The sequence below is a fragment of the Parabacteroides sp. AF17-3 genome, assembly GCF_003635445.1.
GTDB classification, from domain to species: Bacteria; Bacteroidota; Bacteroidia; order Bacteroidales; family Tannerellaceae; genus Parabacteroides; species Parabacteroides goldsteinii.
In genome coordinates this window covers 1-21,378 of record NZ_QTMM01000020.1, presented here as the reverse complement: position 1 = coordinate 21,378, position 21,378 = coordinate 1, and the positions used below count along the sequence as shown (strand labels likewise).

The following is a 21,378-nucleotide window of genomic DNA, read 5'->3' as shown; positions in this document are numbered from 1 at the left end:
TTATTTTACTTCTTCTACGGATCCTTTACCAATAACTTTCTGCTGAACGGCTGTCGGGCCTTTATAACGGATTTTACCTTTGCCGACAACGTTTGCCTTGAGGTTGTTGGTGGGGTGAACTTCCATCGTTCCGTTGCCAGTCATTTTGCAACTCAGTTCAGGAACGTCTACACCGAAAGCCATGATCTCTCCGCTGCTGGTGATGCTGTATTCACCTTCCTTGGCATTCCCTTTTTTCAGGTTGATAGTGCCGGAGCCGTTGATGCTGCACTCCAGTTTGTCTACTTGGAGGTCATTGACAACCATATTGGCGCTACCGGAAACATTCAATTCCAGTTTTCCTACTTTTATCAGTTCTTTTAGTTGTACCAGGCAGTTGGAGTTTGCCTTGATTTTTACCTCGTCACCAGTCAAAGAGCTGTTTATCATGAAATTCGCATTTCCGGCGGCTTTTACCTCTTTCAGCCATTTGGAGTTGGTCTTTACGATGAATTTGGTATAGTGATCCACTTTGGCACCTTTGAAACCAACAGAAAGTTCGCGGTCTTTTATATTGATGTTGACGTATTCATGCAGGTTTTCATCAACCGTAATTTCGATATAGGGTTCTGCATTCGACTGTTCATAGTTGAAATCGATAACGCCGTCAATCTTGATGGCATTGTAATCATCGATCTTTATTTTCTTTGTAGTAAGGGTACCGTTGCCCTTCACATGATCTGCCGCCTGGACTGTAAATAACAGGCCCAGCAACATGATAATAGATAATAACCCTTTTGTTCTCATAATTTATTTGTTTAGTATTGCCTTTTCTTATAATAAATAGACGTGACTCCGATGCGGTCGGTTACAAAAATAGGAGTATTTTAATTTATAAGTCCAACATTTCGTATATTTTTATAGGGAATTAAGTTTTGGAATTATAATGAATAACCCGGATATCACTATTCATCCAATGCCTTGATGAAAAGTAATTCCGGGTTTTCCAACTCCCAATATAATGATCTCTTATTTTATGTGGTCGATATCGCTGGAACCGCTTGAATGCTTTTTAACTTCCGGATTGCCTTTGTATTTGATATCGCTGCTTCCGGATGCGTTGGCTTCCAGTTTTTCGGTAACGGTTGTGAAAATGTCACTGCTGCCGCTTGCAGAACATTTCAGTCTTTTTATAACGAAGTCGTATGCTTTGATATCACTGCTGCCGCTGCAACTATATTTTCCGTCGTTTGCTTTTCCTTTCAGATTCATGTCGCTGGAGCCTGAGGAGTGGGTATCTATTCTGTCACAAATCAGGTCGGATACTTTCAGGTCGCTGGCCCCGCTCAGGTTGATCTTGCACAGGTTAGTTATGCGTATCGGTTTTTCCAGATAAACATCGCTTGCTCCGGAAGCACTGATTTCCAGGTTTTCTCCGGAGAGGGAACTGCGCAGAAAGAAATCGATGCCCCCTGATACCCCTAATTTATTTAATTCTGAGGAATGGGTTTCTATAATCAATTTGCTCGGATTAATACGAGTGCCGCGTTCTGTCTCTATCTGAAGTACGTCTCCGTTCGAGTTGAATTTTAATTCGGAAAGGAGGTTCTCGTCGATGGTGATCTTTAAGCCGGATTTACCGCCTTTCTGTGTGTAATTCACCTGGGGAGACTGGTTCTTGCCGAAGAAAGAGTTTCCGCCTGTTTCGATTCCCTGGCCTACTTTTATCTGTTTATAATCGGCGACCTGGATCTCTTTGATTATTATATTACCGTTCCCTTTGATTTTCTCTGCAAAACAGGATATAGTGCTGAATGCGATTAAACTGATGATGGCGAATGTAATTCTTTTCATGATGTTCGTTTTTAAGTTATGTTATTTAGTTTGCACTTTTTAATTTACCGGAGCCGATGATACTTTTGCTCGTAGTGGGATTACCTTTATAATAGACATTCCCGCTTCCTACGATGTTTGCTTCCAACTGATTTCTGGTATGAGTCTGGATATTTCCGCTACCGGCTATGTTGCATTCCGTTTTGCCGGTGACGCATTCGTAGGCTTTAATGTTGCCACTTGCAGCCAGATTGTATTCTGCGCGGTCCGCTTTGCCTGCAATCTGGATATAACCGCTGCCTGCCAGGCTGCATTCTATTCCTGCCAGATCGATATTGGAGGCTACTACGCTCCCGGAGCTGGCCAAATTGATTTCCAGCTTGTTTCCTTCTACTTTCTTTTCCAAAAGAATATTGCCGCTGCCTGCCATGTTGATTTCCAGTTTTCCGATATTTATCGGACTGGCAATAATGAAATCGCCGGAAGATACCACGTTCAGTTCTTTTATTTCGCGTGAGTTGGTTATAACCTTGAATTGGGTCGGTTGAAGGTTATATGAATTACCGTTACGACTATTTTCCTTGATCTTTTTGGGGCCGATTATCAACTCCTTGCCGTCTACCTGTGCTTTCAGTAACGGAAACAGATTCTCGTCGATCATGATTTTCAGATAAGGAGCGGCATCCGATTGCTCATATACAAACTCCATGACTCCGACTGTCGATATTTCATTATAGTCGCTGATGGAAATTTCTTTGGTAATGATATTTCCGTTTCCTTCCACTTTTTCATTGGTGAAAGCAAATCCTGTCAATGTGGTCAGTAAACAGGCAATAAGGAGGGATACTTTTGTTTTCATCTGTATAATTTTTTAGTTCTTTTATTTATAAGACGAATGCTATTGCGTTTAGGTTGCAGATTGGAAAGAGTTTTTTCAGGAAAAGTGAAAGAAAAGGGGCGGGTAGATAAAAAAGAAAACCGCAATCCATATAATTAACGGATGCGGCTTCTTTGCTTTCCAACGAAGCAGTCTCACGATTCCTCCTTTGCAAAGACTTGTTAACCTTAGATCTAAAATACTATGAAAAAAACTCATTGCAAATATAAGAGGAATTATAATATGTGCAATATACTATCGTCTCAATTTATTGTAAATTTGTCACTTTATGACGTAAATGTTACAATTTTTGAATGATTTGTTACAGTATACCGAACTTTTCCGGGATAGAATCCATAATATCAAACAGTTCTGACACTGTTTCAGCGCGCAACATGGCGACACGTGTTTGCTTGAAATCGCTAATTCCTTTGAACAATGGAGTGGCTGCCAGGTGGCGTCGGATATGCAAAATACCGCGTCGTTCGTCCAGGCGTTCCACACTTTGGTTGACCTGCTGTTTAAGGATATCCAGATACCAGGTGAATTTTTCTTCCGGCAGTGCTTCCCCGGTAGTCAGGAAATGTTTCACTTCACGGAATATCCAGGGGCGTCCGATGCTTCCGCGACCGATCATGACACCATCTACTCCATAATTGTCGAAACGCTGTTTGCATATTTCGGCAGAGGTCACATCGCCGTTGCCGATAATGGGGATATGTATCCGGGGATTATTTTTTACCTCACCGATCAGTGTCCAGTCCGCTTCGCCGGTGTACATTTGGGCACGGGTACGGCCATGGATGGAAAGGGCGGCGATGCCACAATCCTGCAACTGTTCGGCCAAATCAACGATTACTTTATTATCCGCATCCCACCCCAGACGTGTTTTAACCGTAACCGGAATATTGACGGCTTTTACTACTTCTTTCGTTATTTCAAGCATCAAAGGAATGTTCCGGAGCATACCGGCTCCGGCACCTTTGCCTGCCACTTTCTTGACCGGACAACCGAAGTTGATATCCAGTATATCAGGACGGGCAGCTTCGCATATTTTGGCAGCTTCCACCATTGCATCTACTTCTTTTCCATATATCTGGATAGCGACCGGACGTTCATCTTCGGCAACGGTCAGTTTTTCCTGTGTCTTGTTTACGCTGCGTATCAAGGCGTCGCTCGATACAAATTCCGTATAAACCATATCAGCACCGAAGCGCTTACACATCAGACGGAAAGAGATATCCGTTACATCTTCCATCGGTGCCAGGAATACCGGGCGTTCACCTAAATCTATTGAGCCTATCTTCATACCTTCTTATTATAGACCACAAAAGTACAGCTTTTTCCGCGAAGATTTATGATGGAATTGTCTGCAATCAGGGTAATTGTATCCAATTAAACAGAGTTAGCATTTCAAGTGATACAATATAACAATCGGATTTTCATCTCCATTCATCTTTTTTAGAATGTCTGGAGCTTTTTTAAGCATACCTTTATCTCGCAGATAATCAATAGTTGAAGCAGGGGTGCACTGTATAGATATTTTTTTGTTCTTATACCAATGTAACGGGGCAATAGGTAGTCCATGATCTATATCATTATTTATTCCCCACATGGTCATCCAAAAATCAACATTTGAAATATCATTCCATTTATATGGAGTAGGTGTGGATAATATTTTACCACTCTGTTTATCATAAAGCATTATGTACGATTTTTCCTTATATACATACCTAAAGCAAATAGATTCAGGGAATTCTATTATATCGTAAAGAAATAGTTCGGTATTTGTTGGTATAAAATTCAAGAGTGAATAAGAACTTTTTAAAGATTCTTCATTTAGATTCCTCTGCCAGCAGAATGCTGGAATGATTGTATCTTTAGTCAAACGATAAATAGTATCATTTGTCATGGTTGAAAACAATACTCCCGAATCACTGGGTATACATCTTGTTAACTTAAAACCTGATTCTTTTGATGGAGATATTTTATCATTTGAAAAATTGTTTTTCATCATTACTGTATCTCCTTTTCCCATATTGCTAAATATGCCAATTCCAAAATGTCCTTTTGCCTCAAAAGGTATGCCTTCGGAACTTGTCTCAACGACTCGTCCTTCTCCAATAGGATAAGAGTAAAAACTCATTCTCCCTCCCCGGTCGAACGCTTCTTCAAATTTCCCATCAAAATTGTATATTGTTGTCTGGTACGCCCCGGTGATATATAATTTACTATCTTCTTCTACTGAATACATACTTATAGGAAAAAGAAGTTCGCCAGGACCTTGTCCATATTTTGCTACTTGCCTAATGAAATTCCCTTTTATATCAAATTGAAGCACTCCACATGTAGGGTCGGATAAGACAAATATATAATCTTTGGTAAGGACTACATCCATTATTTTCCCAACCATTGAGCTGTTGTCGTCGGTTAATTCTAATGGAATATATTCTATTCTTTCAATTTCCTTTTTAATAGAAATTGCATCATTGGAATTTACATAAGCTCTAACATCAATGGAAACAAGCTTATTTTTTGTAGTTTCTGCCTTCTCACTACATCCTATACTGATTATTGATACTATGAGTATAGGATACATTTTAATTTTATAAAACTTCATATCTTATAGTATTACATGATTTTTAATTGAGTTATGCGCAAATATAGAATGACAGGAATAATAAATAGCTACACTTTAGAGTAGAGAAATCATTTATGCGTGATTTTTTTTGAGACGATGTCGTAAAATTGATTATAATGTTCGTATTTTTAGCAGACAGTAAAAAACAAGACATGAAAGAATTTAGTGTAGAGAAATTTTTTGATCCTGTTAAGAGGCCAAAGATTGATGACGATCTGAATGAAAAGATGAAGAACAGTATGGATATTGTTCATCGTATGGCATGTACGTTGAATCACTCTTTGTATGTGATTGATTATCTGAAACAATCATTTGTCTATGTGTCTCCTGATAAATTGTTTTTGTGTGGCTACTCTGTGGAGCAAGTACTTGAGTGGGGGTATTCATTTTATACCAGGGTTGTTCCCGAAAATGATTTAAGGCGTTTATTGGAAATTAATAAGGCCGGTTTTGACTTTTACTATAAACTTCCGATCGAAAAGCGGTACATGTATTCTATTGAATATGATTTTGACCTTGTGCATATAAACAAAAAAGTAACCAGGGTAAATCAACGGTTGATACCGCTCATAATTAATAAGGCTGGCGATCTTTGGTTAGCGGTATGTGTTGTGACACCGCTATATTCGAAAGCTAAAAATAAAACGATCATTAAAAATTTCAATACAGGGGAACAATTCATTTATCAGGAAAAGGAGAAATTCTGGTACAAAAATACTTTACCACTTCTTACAGTTAAAGAGAGACTCATTTTGCAACTGTCTTCCCAAGGTCATACAAATGCAGCTATAGCCGAAGAATTGTCATTGAATGTGAATACTATCAAGTTTCATAAAAGGAATATATTCCAAAAACTGGATGTTGAGAATTGTATTGAAGCAATTACAGTGGCATCCCATTGGGGATTAATTTGAAATGTAGCAAAATAAAGATCCGGATATGGATGAATTATTCTTTTGATGCGGTTATCCTGGCCTTTAATGAATAATCTACTGCGTTTTATAGTAGATTAACTATGTGTTATAGTTGTATTACTGGAAAATATAGTTATATTTGTGCATTCCTTTAATAAAACAACAGATTATGAAACGATTGACATCGAAAGAAGAAGAGATATTAGGCTATTTCTGGGCGAAAGGCCCTCTGTTTGTCCGCGAACTTCTCGACTTGCAGGAGGAACCCAAGCCGCATTATAATACGCTTTCAACCATTGTCCGTACATTGGAGGAAAAAGGATATATCGGTTATAAGGTATTTGGAAATACACATCAGTATTATGCATTAATCTCGGAAGACGAATACCGGAAGAAGACCCTGAAGCAGGTGGTCGATAAATATTTCGATAATTCCTATACCCGTGTCGTCTCTACTTTAATTGAGGAAGAGGCGTTGACTCTTGACGAATTGCAAGAGTTGATACAACAGATTAAAAATAAGTAAAAACGTAGGCTTATGGGAGCTTTACTTTTGTACATACTGAAATCCACTATTTGCCTGATATTATTTTATTTAGGCTTCAAGGCGTTGCTTAGTAACGATACGTTCTTCCGTTTTAACCGGTGGGTGTTGTTGGTAGGAATCGCTACCTGTATGTTGCTGCCAGCCATAAAGATACAGACTTCCGAACCTTTATTGATACAACAGCCGATCATTCATTTGGAAAAGATGATAGCTGGTGAGGAAACAGTTGTAACTTATCTTTCGGATAATAACCCCGAGGTCGATATGATTCCTGTGGTTACGCCGGCTAAAATGATTGATTGGGGACAAATCATTGCTCTTCTTTATTGGGCAGGATTTATTTTTTGCCTGATGACAACTTTGCTCTCATTCAGAAAGATGTTTGTTTTGATTCGGAGTGGCCGCAAATTGCAACAGGGGCGCTATACATTAATATTAGTTCCTTCCTGTGTGTCCCCTTTCAGTTGGGGACGTTATATTATTCTTTCGGAAGAAGATTATGAGAAATATCCTGACGAGATTCTGACGCATGAAATGATGCATTTGAAATCTCATCATTCCATTGACCTGCTTTTTGTGGAGTGCATTCTTTGGCTTCACTGGTTCAACCCGGCTATCTGGCTGTTGAAACGGGAGTTAAAGGATATTCATGAATACCAGGCCGATAAAGGAGTACTTACCCAGGGCGTCGATGCAACAAAATATCAACTGTTACTCGTGAAAAAAGCTGTCGGCTCCAGCCTCTACACTCTTGCCAACAGCTTCAATCACAGTAAAATTAAAAAACGTATTACTATGATGTTAAAAGGTAAATCAAACAATTGGGCCCGGTTGAAGCTATTGCTCCTGGTCCCCGTAGGACTTATCGTCCTGAACGCTTTTGCCCGTCCGGAAGTAAACCGGCAGTTGGAAACGCTTGTACAGAGCAAAGATAAGGAAACTCCGCCGGAAGAACAACAGGATATGAAGAGTTTCTTTAAGATGGAATTGGATAGTTATATGAAAAAGGTGGAACCGCAAACCCGGTTTGAACCTGATGAGATTATAGCTTTCATGAAAAAGAATACTGAGCCGAAGGATCTATTTATCAATGCTAAAGGTGATGTGCTGTTGAATAATGATTTTGCAAACTATAAAGAAAAGGAACAATTCCTGGGCAAGTTGCAGGATTTATTTGAAAAAAGTAAAAAGCCTGTTTCCTTCTATTTCCTTATTGACATAAATACTCCGGAGGAAGCTACTGAGGCCGTTTTACATTTGGTAAAAGAGGCATTTGATAAGCGGCAAAAAGTTGTAGGTGCTGATAAAGCCCCCTTCCTTCTGTTTGAGGATGCCAGAAATAATAAGAATTTTCCGGGAAAAGTAAGTATGGCTCAGTCTTCAAAAAAAGGAACAGTATATATTATCCAAAACAAAAAAGTAGTGGGAGTGATAAATGGTGATGTCGCAGACTACAAGCTTCCTGATTTTTCTAAAGATATGGTTACTATCCAACCCGCTGGAAAAGATGTGTCTTCATCTCGATTAAATAGTGTAAAGGATATGATTGAGAAAAATGGTTTCTCATGTCAAATTAATACAAGTGTATTTAAAAATGGAGATGCGCTTCCTCCACCACCACCACCACCAAGTCCGGATGCCTATGTCGCTTTCAATTATAAAAATGGGGGAAAGGAACAAGGACTTATTGTATATGAGCGATATCTTAAGAATACAAATGAGATTGACAAGCGGTTCAACAGTATTTATAATGATGATATTTCATCTGTTACTATTACTGTATATAAGAAAGCACCGGATGGTATGCTTGATGGTGTTGAAAAATATTTGAAAGACAAAATCAAATATGACGTCGAGTACATCGTCAAAAGAGAATGATATTGCTATTGTAAATAGTAGAAGGGTGTCTCAAAAGGACACCCTTCTTCCGTGTTATCCTTAGCAATAAAAACTTAATCGGCTTTATTCGTGTAATGTAGTAAGAATCCCATATCTTTGTATCTTTCTGATTAAAACCAAACCTCTGAATAAAAAGGAGCTGGAATAGATGATATACAAAGTAGGGATAATCATTTTCATTTACCTTTTCGTTGCTTGTTCTTCAGCTGAGCGAAAAGAGGCTGTAACTGTCGGGGAACTTTTCCGGCAGGCTGCTTTCTATGGGGAAAGGTTACAGTATATTCCTGCATTAGATACTTATCAACAGGCTATCAGGCTGGCCGAAAAGGATAAAGACAGCCTTGCTCTTTCTCATGGCTATTTGGAAATGGGAAAAATTTACCGGAATCAATCTTTGAAGCAAAAGGCCCTGCAAAGCGAGAAAAAAGCATTGTCTTATCTCGGAGGTGCAGGCGGTGATTCACTTCGAACAGTGCTTTACCGGGAGATGGGGGATATTTATATGTTGTCCCGAATGCCGGACAGTGCCTTCTATTATTATCAAATGGGTGATTGCCGGATAAAACAGGCGAAAGTATTGCAGCAGGGAGGACAGTATAAGGAGTCGGAGGCTTTACTGAAAACTGAATTGGAACAAACAATCCCCCAGGAAGAAAAAGCGGAACTCTTTCTGGCTCTGGCTGATTTACAAATAAACATGGGTAAATTGGAAGAAGCTGAAACGAATTTAAGCCAGGTACCCTCTTCCCATCCGCATTTATATGCCGCTTTGTCCCGGATTGCCCAATGTCGCGGAGACAGTCTGCAAGCTGATTTTTATCAAAAGAATTATCTCCATAACCTGTCCGTTTTGCGACGGCAGCAGGAAGACAATCAAATAACTCAACTTCTCTGGACTTCGGAGCAGAAAGAGTGGGAGAGACGTCTGTCGAATGCTGAAAATACTCAAACAGGGCGGCTGTATCTCTGGAGCGCCCTGTTTATCCTTTGCGGTACAAGTCTCTTGGGTTATTCCCGTTACCGGAAGAAAAAGGCGGCTGTCTCCCTGTCGGAAACAGATTTCCTCTCTTCGGAAGTTTATCAGCGTTTTCACCGGAAAGAAGAATGGAGGGCGGGTACTAAGGACTGGGAAGAGTTGTTGCAAGTCTTCAACCGGACCTACCCGGAGTTTCGCGAACGGCTGAAAAAGAAAATACCGAAACTGAGTGAACAGGAATGGCGCATGTGCTGTCTGATTAAAATGGATGTTCCCCCTTCTATAATGGCTATGTTGCTCTGTTGTACCAATCAGGCTATTTCGATGCGCCGCGTCCGTCTTTACCAGAAAATGACGGGTGAAAAGGGAACGCCGGAACTGTGTGACTCCTTTATTCGTGATTTTTAAGCAGATGTGAACTGATGTGAAACCGTGAAGGAGACTGTTTCTTCTACTTTTGTCTGAAAAAAGCGTATGAAAAAGATGTTATTAGGGCTCATGGCAGCCATGATGGTTTTAACAGGATGCGGGTCAAAACAGTCGGCCGGCGAATTACCGGAGATTGATTTGACGGCAAAAACGTTTTTATCCGATAAGGTTGGAATAGCGGACGAAATAGAATCGATTGAGTATATTCCTCTGGAGTTGACCGATGAATCTCTGATTGCAAATGTATTGGATGCATGTGTTTCCGACGAGTATATCTTTATTTATTCTACCCGGCAGGAAAGCGTTTTGCAGTTTGACCGGAAAGGAAAGTTTGTCCGTCCTATCGCAAAGACAGGGAATGGTCCGGGAGAAGTCGCACAGATTATATCGCTTACCATCGATGAAGAAAACCGTCTTTTTTGTGTTAACGAGTATTTTTCTACCTTGTTCTACTCTTTTGACGGCGAATTTATTAAAAAGATAACGAGTCTGCGTCCTAATTCTTATCAGCTTTCCGTCGGGGCGAATACGATGGCCGAATTAGGCCGGATGTATGTCCCTATGAATATTCCGGGAATGTTTAGCCTTGGAATTTTCAACTGGGCAACGGACGATACGATTGCATTTCGGCGGACGATTGGAAATGTGGATGTAATGCCGCTGGAAGAAGTCAGTTTGAAAGGATGGATATATAATGGCAGCATGGATGGTTGGTTTTGCTATTCGGATGGGATAGATACCGTCTGGAATGTGAATGCAAAAGCAATTTCACCGGCATTTCTTATCAGGCATGGTTATTCTGCTGCCGATGAGGAAGAAATACGTTCCTCTAAAACAGGAAATGCCGCTGTGGATGGTAAATTCAGTATTTTCAATATCTTTGAAACTCCCCGGTCTTATTTTGTCAAATGTTTCAAAGGTTCCGACCAGTCTAATTTCTTTTTGTACAGCCTGAATAAAGAAACCGGAGCCTTGTGTCGTGAGGCTTCTCTTATCGACGCAGACGAATTGTTCGGATACAACAGGGCTTTGACCGGCATCGGTATCCGCAATGAAACGGACGGGGGGCTTCCCATCTGGCCTTTCTTCTCCTTTCCGGCTAAAAAACTAATGATACAATTCAATACGGCGGTAGAAATCGAATATCTCAAAGAGAAATATCCCGACCTCAGGAAACACCCTGTCCTGCAACAGGTAACGGAAGATTCGAATCCGCTCGTTACTATTTATCATTTACGTTGAAAGGCTTAAAAGGTATCGGATGAAACGTATTTATAGATAAGGTTGTTACCCGGAAGAGCCGCGTAAGCATCGGTCTGGTACATCCTTAAGGGAATCTGTTTCTACATAATGAAACAACTGTTCCATTATGTAGAAACACTTGTTTCATTAGGATGAAACAGTAGCAATGATTGGGTGTTTTAAAGACTGCATGCCGGTAAGAGGCTAAAAGTTAACCGATTTTATTCATGTAATATTAGGAAGAAACCCGTATCTTTGTGGTTTCTAATTTAAAACCAAACAGCTTTGAACGAAAAAGATTTTGAAATAATGGCGCCGGTAGGTTCGTATGAATCGTTGATGGCGGCTATTCAGGGAGGTGCCGACTCTATCTACTTCGGCATTGAGGGACTGAACATGCGTTCGCGTTCTTCCAATAATTTCACGACAGACGATTTGCGCAAGATTGTTTCTATCTGTAAGGAACACGGGATTAAAAGTTATCTGACGGTCAATACGGTTATTTACGGGGAAGATCTGGCTCTGATGCGCGAGATTATCGATGCGGCGAAGGCGGCGGAAGTCTCTGCGATCATTGCGGCGGATGTGGCTGCAATGAGTTATGCGAACCGTATCGGACAGGAGGTGCATCTTTCTACCCAGTTGAATATTTCGAATGTGGAGGCGCTGAAGTTCTATGCCCAGTTTGCCGATGTGGTGGTGCTGGCCCGTGAGTTGAACCTGAAGCAGGTTTCTGAAATCTATCAGCAAATCGTTGAACAGCAGATTACCGGTCCGGGAGGCGAACTGATTCGTATCGAGATGTTTGCACATGGCGCTTTGTGTATGGCTGTCTCCGGCAAATGTTACCTGAGTTTGCACGAGATGAATGCCTCTGCCAACCGCGGGGCCTGCATGCAGATTTGCCGCCGCGGCTATACGGTGAAGGATAAGGACAGCAATATCGAACTGGATATAGAGAACCAGTATATCATGTCGCCCAAAGACCTGAAGACGATTCATTTCATGAACAAGATGATGGATGCAGGCGTCCGGGTATTTAAGATTGAAGGACGTGCCCGCGGACCCGAATATGTGCGTATCGTAACGGAGTGTTACAAGGAGGCGGTGAAGGCTTATTGCAGCGGAAGTTATGATGAAGAGAAAATCGCTGTTTGGGACGAACGTCTGAAAAGTGTCTTTAACCGTGGTTTCTGGGATGGTTATTATCTGGGGCAGCGCCTGGGTGAATGGAGCAGCAAGTATGGTTCCGGTTCGACCAAAAAGAAAGTCTATGTGGCGAAAGGAATCAAATATTTCAGCGGTATCGGTGTGGCGGAGTTTGAAATGGAATCGGGTTCGCTGAAGGTGGGTGACGAGATTCTGATTACCGGTCCGACAACCGGTGCGGTGATGCAGACCATCGATGAAATACGTGTCGACCTCAAACCGGTGGAAGAGACAGTCAAGGGCGAACGCTTCTCCTTTAAAGTCTCCGATAAAGTACGTCCCTCGGACCGTCTTTATAAAATGGTATCAACGAACGATAAAGAACTGAAATAATGAAAGAGTATATTTTTAAACTGACAGACAAAGTGCGTGACTACGAATGCGACTTGCAGGGCGTAGTGAATAACTCCAACTATCAGCATTATATGGAACATACCCGTCATGAGTTCCTCGAGTCGCTGGGAGAGAATTTCGGTGCCATGCATGATAAGGGAGTGGACGGGTTTGTCTCTCATGTGGAGATCGACTACAAGACCTCTTTGAAGAGTGGCGACAGCTATATCTCCTGCCTGAATGTATATAAGAAAGGCGTAAAGCTGGTCTTTGAACAGGATATCTACAGAGCCTCCGACGGTGCGCTGGCAACTAAGGGGAAAGTCGAATCGGTTGTCGTACAGGACGGCAAGCTGACCCGCGGCGAATATTTTGACGAAATGTTGAAAAGGATACAAGACAAACTATGACAGTATCATGACAGATAAACGGATTTACCAGATTGGCTTAACTATGATAAACGGGGTGGGAGATGTCCTGGCCCGTCAGCTTCTGCAAACCTTCGGCGACGCAGAGGCTGTCTTTGCGGAAAAGAGACAGACATTGGAGAAGATTCCGGGTTTCGGCAGCTTTACCGCTGCTGCCGTCAAAAGCCCGGAAGTGCTTCTGCAAGCCGAGAAAGAGTTGACTTTTATTGAAAAGAACCAGATAAGCTGTTATTTCCTGACAGATGAGAGTTACCCTAAACGTTTGAAAGAGTGCTCCGACGCTCCTGTACTACTCTATTTTAAAGGGAAGACCGACTTGAATAGTACACATATTGTCAGTATTGTCGGGACGCGCCACATAACAGAATATGGCAGGACGATGACGGAAGAGTTGATACATGCCTTGTCGGCCTCTTATCCGGATTTGCTGGTTGTGAGCGGACTGGCTTATGGCGTCGATATCTGTGCCCATCGGAGTGCCCTGAAGTATGGACTGCCGACTGTAGCTGTGCTGGCTCATGGTCTGGACCGCATCTATCCTTCCTCACATCGCTCCGTAGCTGTTGAAATGTTGTCTCATGGCGGATTGTTGTCCGATTTCCCCAGCGGAACGGAACCGGATAAGCCGAACTTTGTCCGGCGTAACCGGATTGTTGCCGGATTGGCGGAAGCAACGATTGTAATGGAATCGGCAGAAAAAGGGGGCTCGCTTATTACGGCTGACCTTGCTTTTTCCTATGGGCATGATGTCTATGCATTCCCCGGACGGGTAAACGATTATTATTCCAAAGGATGCAACGCATTAATCCGGCAGAATAAGGCGGGTTTGATAACATCGGCATCCGATTTGGTGTCGGCACTTTGTTGGGACGTGAATAAAACGCCTTCGCCTGCCCCTGTCCAGGCTGAATTGTTTTTCGAAGAAGACGACCGTGCAGGAACAGTCATAAAACTTCTTCGCGAAAAGGGAGAAATACATATCGACCAACTGGCTACGGAACTGAATCTGCCTGTCCGCGAACTGTCTTCCCTACTATTTGAACTGGAAATGAACGGACGGATTAAGGCGCTGCCGGGAAATATCTATAAACTTCTGACATGATATGATAACGTCCTTTGAATAAAAACAACGGTTCGGTTATTTTGTTTTAGAGATGTAGATAGTTTCTTTTGTGTAAACAGGAAGTATCTTTATCTTTGTCAAAAGCATTTATTATGGAATTGCGAACAGCGAATGTAGTCAGATATATTATGCCTCTCCGGGAGGGAGGTTCGTTGCCGGCTTTGGCAGAAGCCGACGATGAATATAAATATGTCGTAAAGTTCCGGGGAGCCGGTCATGGGACCAAGGCCCTGATAGCCGAATTGATTGGCGGTGAAATAGCGCGGGCATTGGGTTTCCGTGTGCCTGAACTGGTCTTTCTTAATCTCGATGAGGCTTTTGGGCGTACCGAAGGGGATGAGGAGATACAGGATTTATTGCAGGCAAGCCGTGGGTTGAACCTGGGATTGCATTTCCTGTCGGGTGCCCTGACATTTGACCCGGTAATCAATAAGGTCGGAGAAAAACTCGCTTCTCAAATAGTCTGGCTGGATGCCCTCCTGACGAATGTGGACCGTACGACCCGCAATACCAATATGCTGATGTGGCATAAGGAATTATGGCTGATTGACCATGGTGCGTCACTCTATTTCCATTATTCATGGTCGAACTGGCGCAAACATGCTTTAAGCCCGTTTATCCAGATTAAAGACCATGCCCTGTTGCCGGAAGCCGGTAAGTTGGAGGAAACGGATGCCGAATTTAAACGTATTCTTACTCCGGATAAAATCCGTGAAATTGTTTCTCTGGTTCCGGACGACTGGTTGCAGTGGAACGAAAGTCCAGGTACGCCGCAGGAAATAAGAGACGTTTATATTGAATTCCTGACAGAAAGGGTTGCCCATTCCGAAACATTTATAAAAGAAGCGCAGCATGCAAGGAAAGCACTTATATGAATACGCCGTTATCCGTTTTGTTCCCCGGGTGGAACGGGAGGAGTTTATTAATGTGGGTCTTATCATGTTCTCTAAACGGGCCCGGTTTATAAAGGCGCGTTATCAGGTGGATGAAAAGAAGCTCTGTCTGTTCTCTTCCGAACTGGATATGGATTCGCTTTATGCCAGTCTGAAAGTATTCGACCGCATCTGCTCCGGTACTGCCGGCGGTGGTCCGATAGCCTCTATGGATATTCCCGAGCGTTTCCGTTGGCTGACGGCTGTGCGCAGTTCTTCCATCCAGACTTCGCGTCCGCATCCCGGCTTTTCGACTGACCTGGAGGTTACGTTTGAAAAGTTGTTTGCGGAGTTGGTTCTGTAAATCTACCGGAACGTTTTTAGCGGATAAAATGCTCTCTTTAATTGTTAATTTTAGCAGTTTTTGCCAGTATTGTATATAGTTTTATCTTAGCTAACACTTTTTGGCGAAAGATGCTTGGAGGCTTAACATATATTGTCTGTAAAAAGCTTGACAAACGCTTGCTACAGGTGTATCTTTGTACTGTGGTTTTTTCATAATAGTATTAGATTTAAGGTTAACAAAGTTTGATTAGGGCTTGTCGTGAGACAGGCTTTAATTGTTTATAGAGGTTTGCTAAAAATTGAAATGGTCTGGGTCTGCACCCAGTCTCAGATTCTTATTAAGAGCACTTATCCGGGTCATATCTTCGTCTGTCAGTTCGAAATCCGTACATTTCAGATTCTCTGTCAATCTCTCTTTATGGATGGATTTGGGGATGACTATCACTCCACGTTCCAGATTCCAGCCTAAAACGACCTGTGCAGGAGTCAGTCCGCGCTTTTTAGCAATCTCGGTAATGACAGGGTTTGTCAGAATGTCTGATTTGCCGGCTCCCAATGGTCCCCATGCTTCCGGACGGATATTCCTTTCCAGGCAATATTGGATAGTTGCCGCCTGGGAAAGGTAGGGGTAACATTCTATCTGGTTGACTGCTGGTATGATTTCTGCTTCTTCGAGCAAATCGGCTAAATGATGTGTCTGATAATTGCTGACTCCGATTGCTTTTGCTTTTCCGTTTTTATACACTGCTTCCATCTTTTTCCAGACACTGACGTAAGTCTCTTTTACCGGCCAGTGCACAAGATAGAGGTTTACATACTCCATGCCCAATCTTTTCAGGCTGGCTTCGATCGCTTCTTCTACTTTTCCCGACCGCTGGTCGTCATTCCATAATTTAGTGGTCAGGAATATCTCTTCCCGTGGGATACCTGAGTCCCGGATTGCCTTGCCGACAGCTTCTTCATTCCCATAAATCATGGCTGTGTCTACATGTCTGTATCCGACAGATAAAGCTGTTTTTACTGTTTCATATGCAATGTTTGCATCTTCAACCCTGAATACACCGACTCCGATGGAAGGGATTTTTGTTCCGTTGTTTAAAATAACTTCTTTCATTTGATCTTTTGTTTTTTATTCCCTGTATATAAAACAGATAAGCGATGGCTTTGTTTGCCGGGAAAAGGAAGGATTGTTTTTACTATGAATATTCCTGTTATGTGAGTTTTATTGGTTACTTTTGTAAACAGTCAGTAACTCAGTTATTTATAAAATCGATTATAAATGATATCTATCTTTACTTATATATTTATTGTTATAGCAGGAATTATTCTTTTAGTTTTTATTGCCGGCCTTCTTTTGCCGGATGAAAGAACTGCAACCAGTGAATGCTTTTATAATGCTTCACCCGGGAAGGTGTATAATGCACTCATCAATAATGCCGATTACGGTTATCGCAGTGATCTGGAAGAGATCGTTATTGTGGAAGAGAAAGACGGCATAGAAGTCTGGGATGAAATAGCGAAGAACGGCTCTGTTATCCGGTTCAGGACAGCCCGTAAAGTACCTCATTCCTTATATGAATTTGAAATTGTGAAAGGAAACGGATTCACCGGGTACTGGAAAGGCGAACTGAAAGTAACCAGTACGGGAGGAACTCATTTTACATCGACGGAAATTATCCGGATGAAGAATCCTTTTCTGAAAGTCGTTTCCCGCCTTTTCTTTGATCTGGAAAAGTTTATGCATACTTATCAGAATGACCTGCGCGTGAAACTTAGTGAAGATATAGCCTGAAAAAAGGGAGTCTTAATCGACTCCCAGGAATTTGAACGGTTTAGCTTCAACAAATTGCTCTGCCGTGTTGCCGGCATAGGTTTTACCGCTAACTAGGTCAAGCATCTTCACCGGTGCTTTTTCTGAAAAATCCACATCTTGTAAATTTACCCAGAATACATTAGGCTGGATGGTCGATTCAAAGAAATAAACTTTATTCTTTTGGTCGGAAACGGTTCTCCATCTTGTCGATGAGATATTCGGTTCGTTAGGTGTTGTGATACCTAATGGTACTGACGTGTTACGGATTACGCTGAATACACTGGCAACGGCCGTACGGGTATCTGCCACTTTCGGAATAGCATTAATATAGAAAGAGGCTCTGACAAAACGGTCGGCAGCACGGTTGGTTCCTGGTAGGAATGTTGTTCCCCCGATATTTTTCCAGTAATCATTCAAGGCCAGTTGCTGGTCGAAAACCGGGGAGTTAGTCATTACCTGGTATGACTTGTCATGATGGATTTTCAATTCTCCGCCGATATATTCAAAGATCGCATTGTCACCGTCGGCATCCGAGATGGAAAGATGTAATGTTGCCATGCGGGTTCCGTCGGGCATCATGTCCGATACAACTTCGAAGGTGCCTTTTTCAACATAAGAAACTGCTTCATCGACTGTGGCGAAATTATCCAGTATATATTGAACCCAGGCGGCAATGGACAGTCCCGGTTTTTTGCCATCCCACTGCGGGTATTCCGACTCTGCCAGCCAGAGCAGATTGGCGACCAGTCCCTTTTCGTTCATCCCGTCCGTACTGCAAATATCGTAGGCGGAAGCAACTACACTTCCATATTTGGAAGTCCATTCAAGCGGATTCTTTCCTATTTCTCCATTACGCTTCATACCTCGCGGAAATATCCACAGGTTGCTGCGGGTATCTTCTTTCCAGTCCATCGACCGGGCGGTCAGAACTGTATTGTCTTTTCCCTGATAAACAACTCTGGTGCAGGCTTCTGTGGTATTTAACTGAGTGCCCGCTGTAATGGCAGCTAGCGCTATTCCCCATTTCTGTATACGTCTCATAATCTTATCGTTTTACTTTATATATAAACGATGAAGAGGTTGTAATGTTTAAGTAATCTGACTCTTTTTACGCTGTAGAAGAGTGGATTTAAGGAATTGGTCAGAAATCGCTTATTCCGGTCAGTACCAGAAGTGCCGGTAAATAATCTTTCAGCCGGCTACGGAATAGTTTCAGTGCTTTCGAAATATGGAATTCTACTGTTTTGATACTGACTTCCAGTTCAGCTGCAATTTCCCGGTTGGTTTTGCTTTCATACCGGCTTTTAAAGAAAATCGCGCGGGTTTGTTCCGGCAGTTCGTTTAATGTTTTTCGGATGATCTCTTTGACTTCGACCGTGAAGAGGTCTGACGGGTCGCACGACTCCAGGGACGAGATACGAAAATTCAGTTCCCGTTGCCGGTGGTCATATAATTGGTCTTCCACATCTGTACGGATGGTCTGGTGGCGTAAGTGGTTGAGTGACTTGTTTTTTACAGTTGTTAATATGTACCCGGGAATATTGGTGTCGGCTGGTAGTTCTTTTCTTTTTTCCCAGTATTGGATGATTGCCTCCATGTAAATATCCTCCGCGGCGGCCATATCCCTTACGTATGAATTGGCAAACAGAATGAACGGCTCTTTGAATTGACCGAAGAGCGTTGAAAATAGTGAAGATTCCGTTTGTTGTTCTCCCATAACAGATGCAAAAGTAATAAAAAAGTGCCTTCTGATGACGTTTGTGTAGTTAAAAGCATTACTTTTGTAGCTTGTAATTAGTTGAAAACGAAAAAGAATGGATAAAGTAAGTTACGCACTTGGCTTAAGTATCGGAAATAATTTCCAGAACTCGGGCATTAATGATCTTCAGATTGAAGACTTTGTGAAAGGATTGAAAGATATTTTAGGTGGTCAGACCCCGGAAATCAGTTATGACGAAGCTAAGCAGGTGATCAACGATTACTTCATGAAGCTGCAAAAAGAAAAATTTGAAATAAATAAGAAAGCCGGAGAGGAATTCCTGAATATCAATAAAGGAAAAGCAGGTGTAGTTACCCTGCCCAGCGGATTGCAATATCAGGTACTTCAGAAAGGTGAAGGTCCTAAACCGACTGCTTCTGACAAGGTGAAATGTCATTATCACGGAACATTAATCAACGGAACAGTGTTTGATAGTTCGGTACAGCGTGGCGAACCGGCTGTATTCGGAGTATCGCAGGTTATCCCGGGATGGGTGGAAGCATTGCAGTTAATGCCGGTAGGATCTAAATGGAGATTATTTATCCCGTCAGACCTGGCTTATGGCGAACATGGAGCGGGTGAAGCTATCGAACCGAACAGTGCATTGGTTTTTGATGTTGAATTGTTAGATATAGTAAAATAATTTATAGAGAAAAATGAAAAAGATTAATGTTTTAGCTGCTACAGCGATTGTAGCTTTAGGCATTGCTGCCACTTCTTGTGATTCTAAGCCTAGTGCAAATTTGAAATCGGCAGTAGATAGCGCAAGTTATGCTATCGGTGTTTCTACCGGTGCCGGTTATAAAGAAAATTTGAAAACATTACCTGGTGGCGAAGCCAATATCGATGCACTGATCGCAGGTTTTGTTCAGGCTATTAAAGGCGATTCTACAAAGATGACTCCGGAACAGGCTCAGACTTATCTGAACACTTACTTCGTAGAAGCTCAGGCTAGAGAGTCTCAGCAGGCTAAGGAAGAAGGTGAAAAGTTCCTGGCTGAAAACAAAACGAAAGACGGCGTTATCACAACTGAAAGCGGCTTGCAATATAAAGTAGAAAAAGAAGGTACTGGTGCAAAACCGGCAAAAGAAGATAATGTGAAAGTACATTATACAGGAACTCTGTTGGACGGATCTGAATTCGATAGCTCTGTTAGCCGTGGCGAACCTGCTGAATTCAGAGTTGATCGTGTAATCCCGGGATGGACTGAAATCCTGCAGATTATGCCGGTCGGATCTAAATATATAGTTTGGGTTCCTTCTGAACTGGGTTATGGTCCTCAGCCTCCTCGTGGAAGCAGCATCAAACCGAACAGTCTTCTGAAATTCGAAATCGAGTTACTGGATATCGTTAAAGACGATCAGAAAAAGTAATATCTCATTTTGTAGATAAAGAGGCGGGTAAATTATGCTAAAAAGCATTATTTGCCCGCTTTTATTATTTATTTGCTACTTTTTTCTTTCAGAATGATAGATTGTTGAAAATAATTATATACTTTTGATATATAAATAAAAAGAGCGTATAATAAAGCGATAGTAGAAATGGAGAAAATAGACAAACTGGACCGGCAGATATTGAACATTATTTCAAAGAATGCCAGGATTCCTTTCAAGGATGTAGCTGAAGAGTGTGGTGTGTCGCGTGCAGCCATCCATCAACGGGTACAGCGCATGATTGATATGAATGTGATCGTTGGGTCGGGTTATCATATTAATCCTAAGATTCTGGGATATAATACTTGTACATATATCGGTGTGAAACTGGAACGGGGTTCTATGTATAAAGACGTAGTGCCTGAGTTTGAGAAGATACCCGAAGTGGTTGAGTGTCATTTTACAACAGGTCCTTATACAATGCTGATCAAGTTATATGCCCGTGATAATGAACATCTGATGGAATTGCTGAATACAAAGATTCAGGAGATACCGGGGGTTACTGCTACAGAGACTTTGATTTCTTTACGTCAAAGTGTTAAGCGTGAAATTCCTATCTGTAACGTAAACGAATAAATTAGTTTAAAAAATAATGGCCCGGCCTCTTGATGAGTTGCCGGGCTTTTTTATATCCAAGGCAATTACTACTTTTGTAGAGTTGAGTTATATGATCCCATGAAACATCCATGAAATAAATTTCGTCCAAGAGAATGTAAATAGGGGGGT

General features: G+C 41.9%; 22 protein-coding genes. 14 read left to right on the top strand and 8 right to left on the bottom strand.

Going from position 1 to position 21,378, the window contains the following annotated elements; translation table 11 throughout:
• The 5 genes from DWW91_RS23040 to DWW91_RS23020 form a co-directional block, all read right to left on the bottom strand.
• Positions 1-786, bottom strand: a complete 786-nt coding sequence (locus DWW91_RS23040) for a head GIN domain-containing protein (RefSeq protein ID WP_007655800.1) — start codon at positions 784-786, stop codon at positions 1-3.
• A gap of 222 nt (positions 787-1,008) precedes the next feature.
• On the bottom strand, positions 1,009-1,833 hold the full coding sequence (locus tag DWW91_RS23035; RefSeq protein ID WP_122329027.1) for a head GIN domain-containing protein: 825 nt from the start codon (positions 1,831-1,833) through the stop codon (positions 1,009-1,011).
• A 25-nt stretch (positions 1,834-1,858) separates the two neighbouring features.
• Positions 1,859-2,671, bottom strand: a complete 813-nt coding sequence (locus DWW91_RS23030; RefSeq protein ID WP_048314471.1) for a head GIN domain-containing protein — start codon at positions 2,669-2,671, stop codon at positions 1,859-1,861.
• A gap of 340 nt (positions 2,672-3,011) precedes the next feature.
• Entirely contained in the window at positions 3,012-3,998 is a 987-nt protein-coding gene (gene dusB / locus DWW91_RS23025; RefSeq protein WP_122329026.1) for a tRNA dihydrouridine synthase DusB, read from the bottom strand.
• Between the two features lie 96 nt (positions 3,999-4,094).
• Complete coding sequence (locus tag DWW91_RS23020) at positions 4,095-5,309, bottom strand: 6-bladed beta-propeller (protein ID WP_122329025.1); 1,215 nt, start codon at positions 5,307-5,309, stop codon at positions 4,095-4,097.
• A gap of 137 nt (positions 5,310-5,446) precedes the next feature.
• Between DWW91_RS23020 and DWW91_RS23015 the strand changes: the two genes are divergently transcribed.
• From DWW91_RS23015 to DWW91_RS22970, 10 genes are all read left to right on the top strand, one after another.
• Positions 5,447-6,244, top strand: a complete 798-nt coding sequence (locus DWW91_RS23015; protein WP_007655793.1) for a helix-turn-helix transcriptional regulator — start codon at positions 5,447-5,449, stop codon at positions 6,242-6,244.
• Positions 6,245-6,413: 169 nt separating this feature from the next.
• Positions 6,414-6,770, top strand: coding sequence for a BlaI/MecI/CopY family transcriptional regulator (locus DWW91_RS23010; RefSeq protein WP_010801464.1), 357 nt, complete (start codon positions 6,414-6,416; stop codon positions 6,768-6,770).
• Between the two features lie 12 nt (positions 6,771-6,782).
• Positions 6,783-8,669, top strand: coding sequence for a M56 family metallopeptidase (locus DWW91_RS23005; protein WP_122329024.1), 1,887 nt, complete (start codon positions 6,783-6,785; stop codon positions 8,667-8,669).
• 169 nt (positions 8,670-8,838) lie between these two features.
• Positions 8,839-10,074 (top strand): tetratricopeptide repeat protein, encoded by a 1,236-nt coding sequence (locus tag DWW91_RS23000; RefSeq protein ID WP_122329023.1) that lies wholly within the window; start codon positions 8,839-8,841, stop codon positions 10,072-10,074.
• A gap of 66 nt (positions 10,075-10,140) precedes the next feature.
• Positions 10,141-11,337, top strand: a complete 1,197-nt coding sequence (locus DWW91_RS22995) for a 6-bladed beta-propeller (RefSeq protein ID WP_122329022.1) — start codon at positions 10,141-10,143, stop codon at positions 11,335-11,337.
• Positions 11,338-11,622: 285 nt separating this feature from the next.
• Positions 11,623-12,879: a peptidase U32 family protein gene (locus DWW91_RS22990; RefSeq protein ID WP_044215189.1), complete on the top strand. Its 1,257-nt coding sequence runs from the start codon at positions 11,623-11,625 to the stop codon at positions 12,877-12,879.
• Positions 12,879-13,289, top strand: coding sequence for a thioesterase family protein (locus tag DWW91_RS22985; RefSeq protein WP_007655786.1), 411 nt, complete (start codon positions 12,879-12,881; stop codon positions 13,287-13,289). The genes DWW91_RS22990 and DWW91_RS22985 overlap by 1 nt, the downstream gene beginning before the upstream one ends.
• Positions 13,290-13,296: 7 nt before the next feature.
• Entirely contained in the window at positions 13,297-14,409 is a 1,113-nt protein-coding gene (gene dprA / locus DWW91_RS22980; protein WP_122329021.1) for a DNA-processing protein DprA, read from the top strand.
• Between the two features lie 113 nt (positions 14,410-14,522).
• Complete coding sequence (locus DWW91_RS22975; RefSeq protein WP_122329020.1) at positions 14,523-15,305, top strand: HipA family kinase; 783 nt, start codon at positions 14,523-14,525, stop codon at positions 15,303-15,305.
• Complete coding sequence (locus DWW91_RS22970; RefSeq protein ID WP_122329019.1) at positions 15,283-15,666, top strand: DUF3037 domain-containing protein; 384 nt, start codon at positions 15,283-15,285, stop codon at positions 15,664-15,666. Before DWW91_RS22975 ends, DWW91_RS22970 begins: the two co-directional genes overlap by 23 nt.
• A gap of 273 nt (positions 15,667-15,939) precedes the next feature.
• Here DWW91_RS22970 and DWW91_RS22965 read toward each other — a convergent pair whose 3' ends face one another.
• Positions 15,940-16,761 carry an aldo/keto reductase gene (locus DWW91_RS22965; RefSeq protein WP_122329018.1) on the bottom strand — a complete coding sequence of 274 codons (822 nt, stop codon included), beginning with the start codon at positions 16,759-16,761 and terminating at the stop codon, positions 15,940-15,942.
• A 165-nt stretch (positions 16,762-16,926) separates the two neighbouring features.
• Here DWW91_RS22965 and DWW91_RS22960 point away from each other — a divergent pair, with 165 nt between their 5' ends.
• Entirely contained in the window at positions 16,927-17,439 is a 513-nt protein-coding gene (locus tag DWW91_RS22960; protein ID WP_007655780.1) for a hypothetical protein, read from the top strand.
• Positions 17,440-17,451: 12 nt separating this feature from the next.
• Here DWW91_RS22960 and DWW91_RS22955 read toward each other — a convergent pair whose 3' ends face one another.
• Positions 17,452-18,501: a linear amide C-N hydrolase gene (locus DWW91_RS22955; protein WP_010801473.1), complete on the bottom strand. Its 1,050-nt coding sequence runs from the start codon at positions 18,499-18,501 to the stop codon at positions 17,452-17,454.
• Positions 18,502-18,601: 100 nt separating this feature from the next.
• Entirely contained in the window at positions 18,602-19,177 is a 576-nt protein-coding gene (locus DWW91_RS22950) for an RNA polymerase sigma-70 factor (RefSeq protein WP_082208570.1), read from the bottom strand.
• A 97-nt stretch (positions 19,178-19,274) separates the two neighbouring features.
• Between DWW91_RS22950 and DWW91_RS22945 the strand changes: the two genes are divergently transcribed.
• The 3 genes from DWW91_RS22945 to DWW91_RS22935 all read left to right on the top strand — a co-directional run bounded on the left by DWW91_RS22945 (position 19,275) and on the right by DWW91_RS22935 (position 21,228).
• On the top strand, positions 19,275-19,862 hold the full coding sequence (locus DWW91_RS22945) for an FKBP-type peptidyl-prolyl cis-trans isomerase (RefSeq protein ID WP_007655777.1): 588 nt from the start codon (positions 19,275-19,277) through the stop codon (positions 19,860-19,862).
• Between the two features lie 13 nt (positions 19,863-19,875).
• Positions 19,876-20,592: an FKBP-type peptidyl-prolyl cis-trans isomerase gene (locus DWW91_RS22940; RefSeq protein ID WP_007655776.1), complete on the top strand. Its 717-nt coding sequence runs from the start codon at positions 19,876-19,878 to the stop codon at positions 20,590-20,592.
• A 168-nt stretch (positions 20,593-20,760) separates the two neighbouring features.
• Positions 20,761-21,228: an Lrp/AsnC family transcriptional regulator gene (locus DWW91_RS22935; RefSeq protein WP_007655775.1), complete on the top strand. Its 468-nt coding sequence runs from the start codon at positions 20,761-20,763 to the stop codon at positions 21,226-21,228.
• Positions 21,229-21,378: the final 150 nt, after the last annotated feature.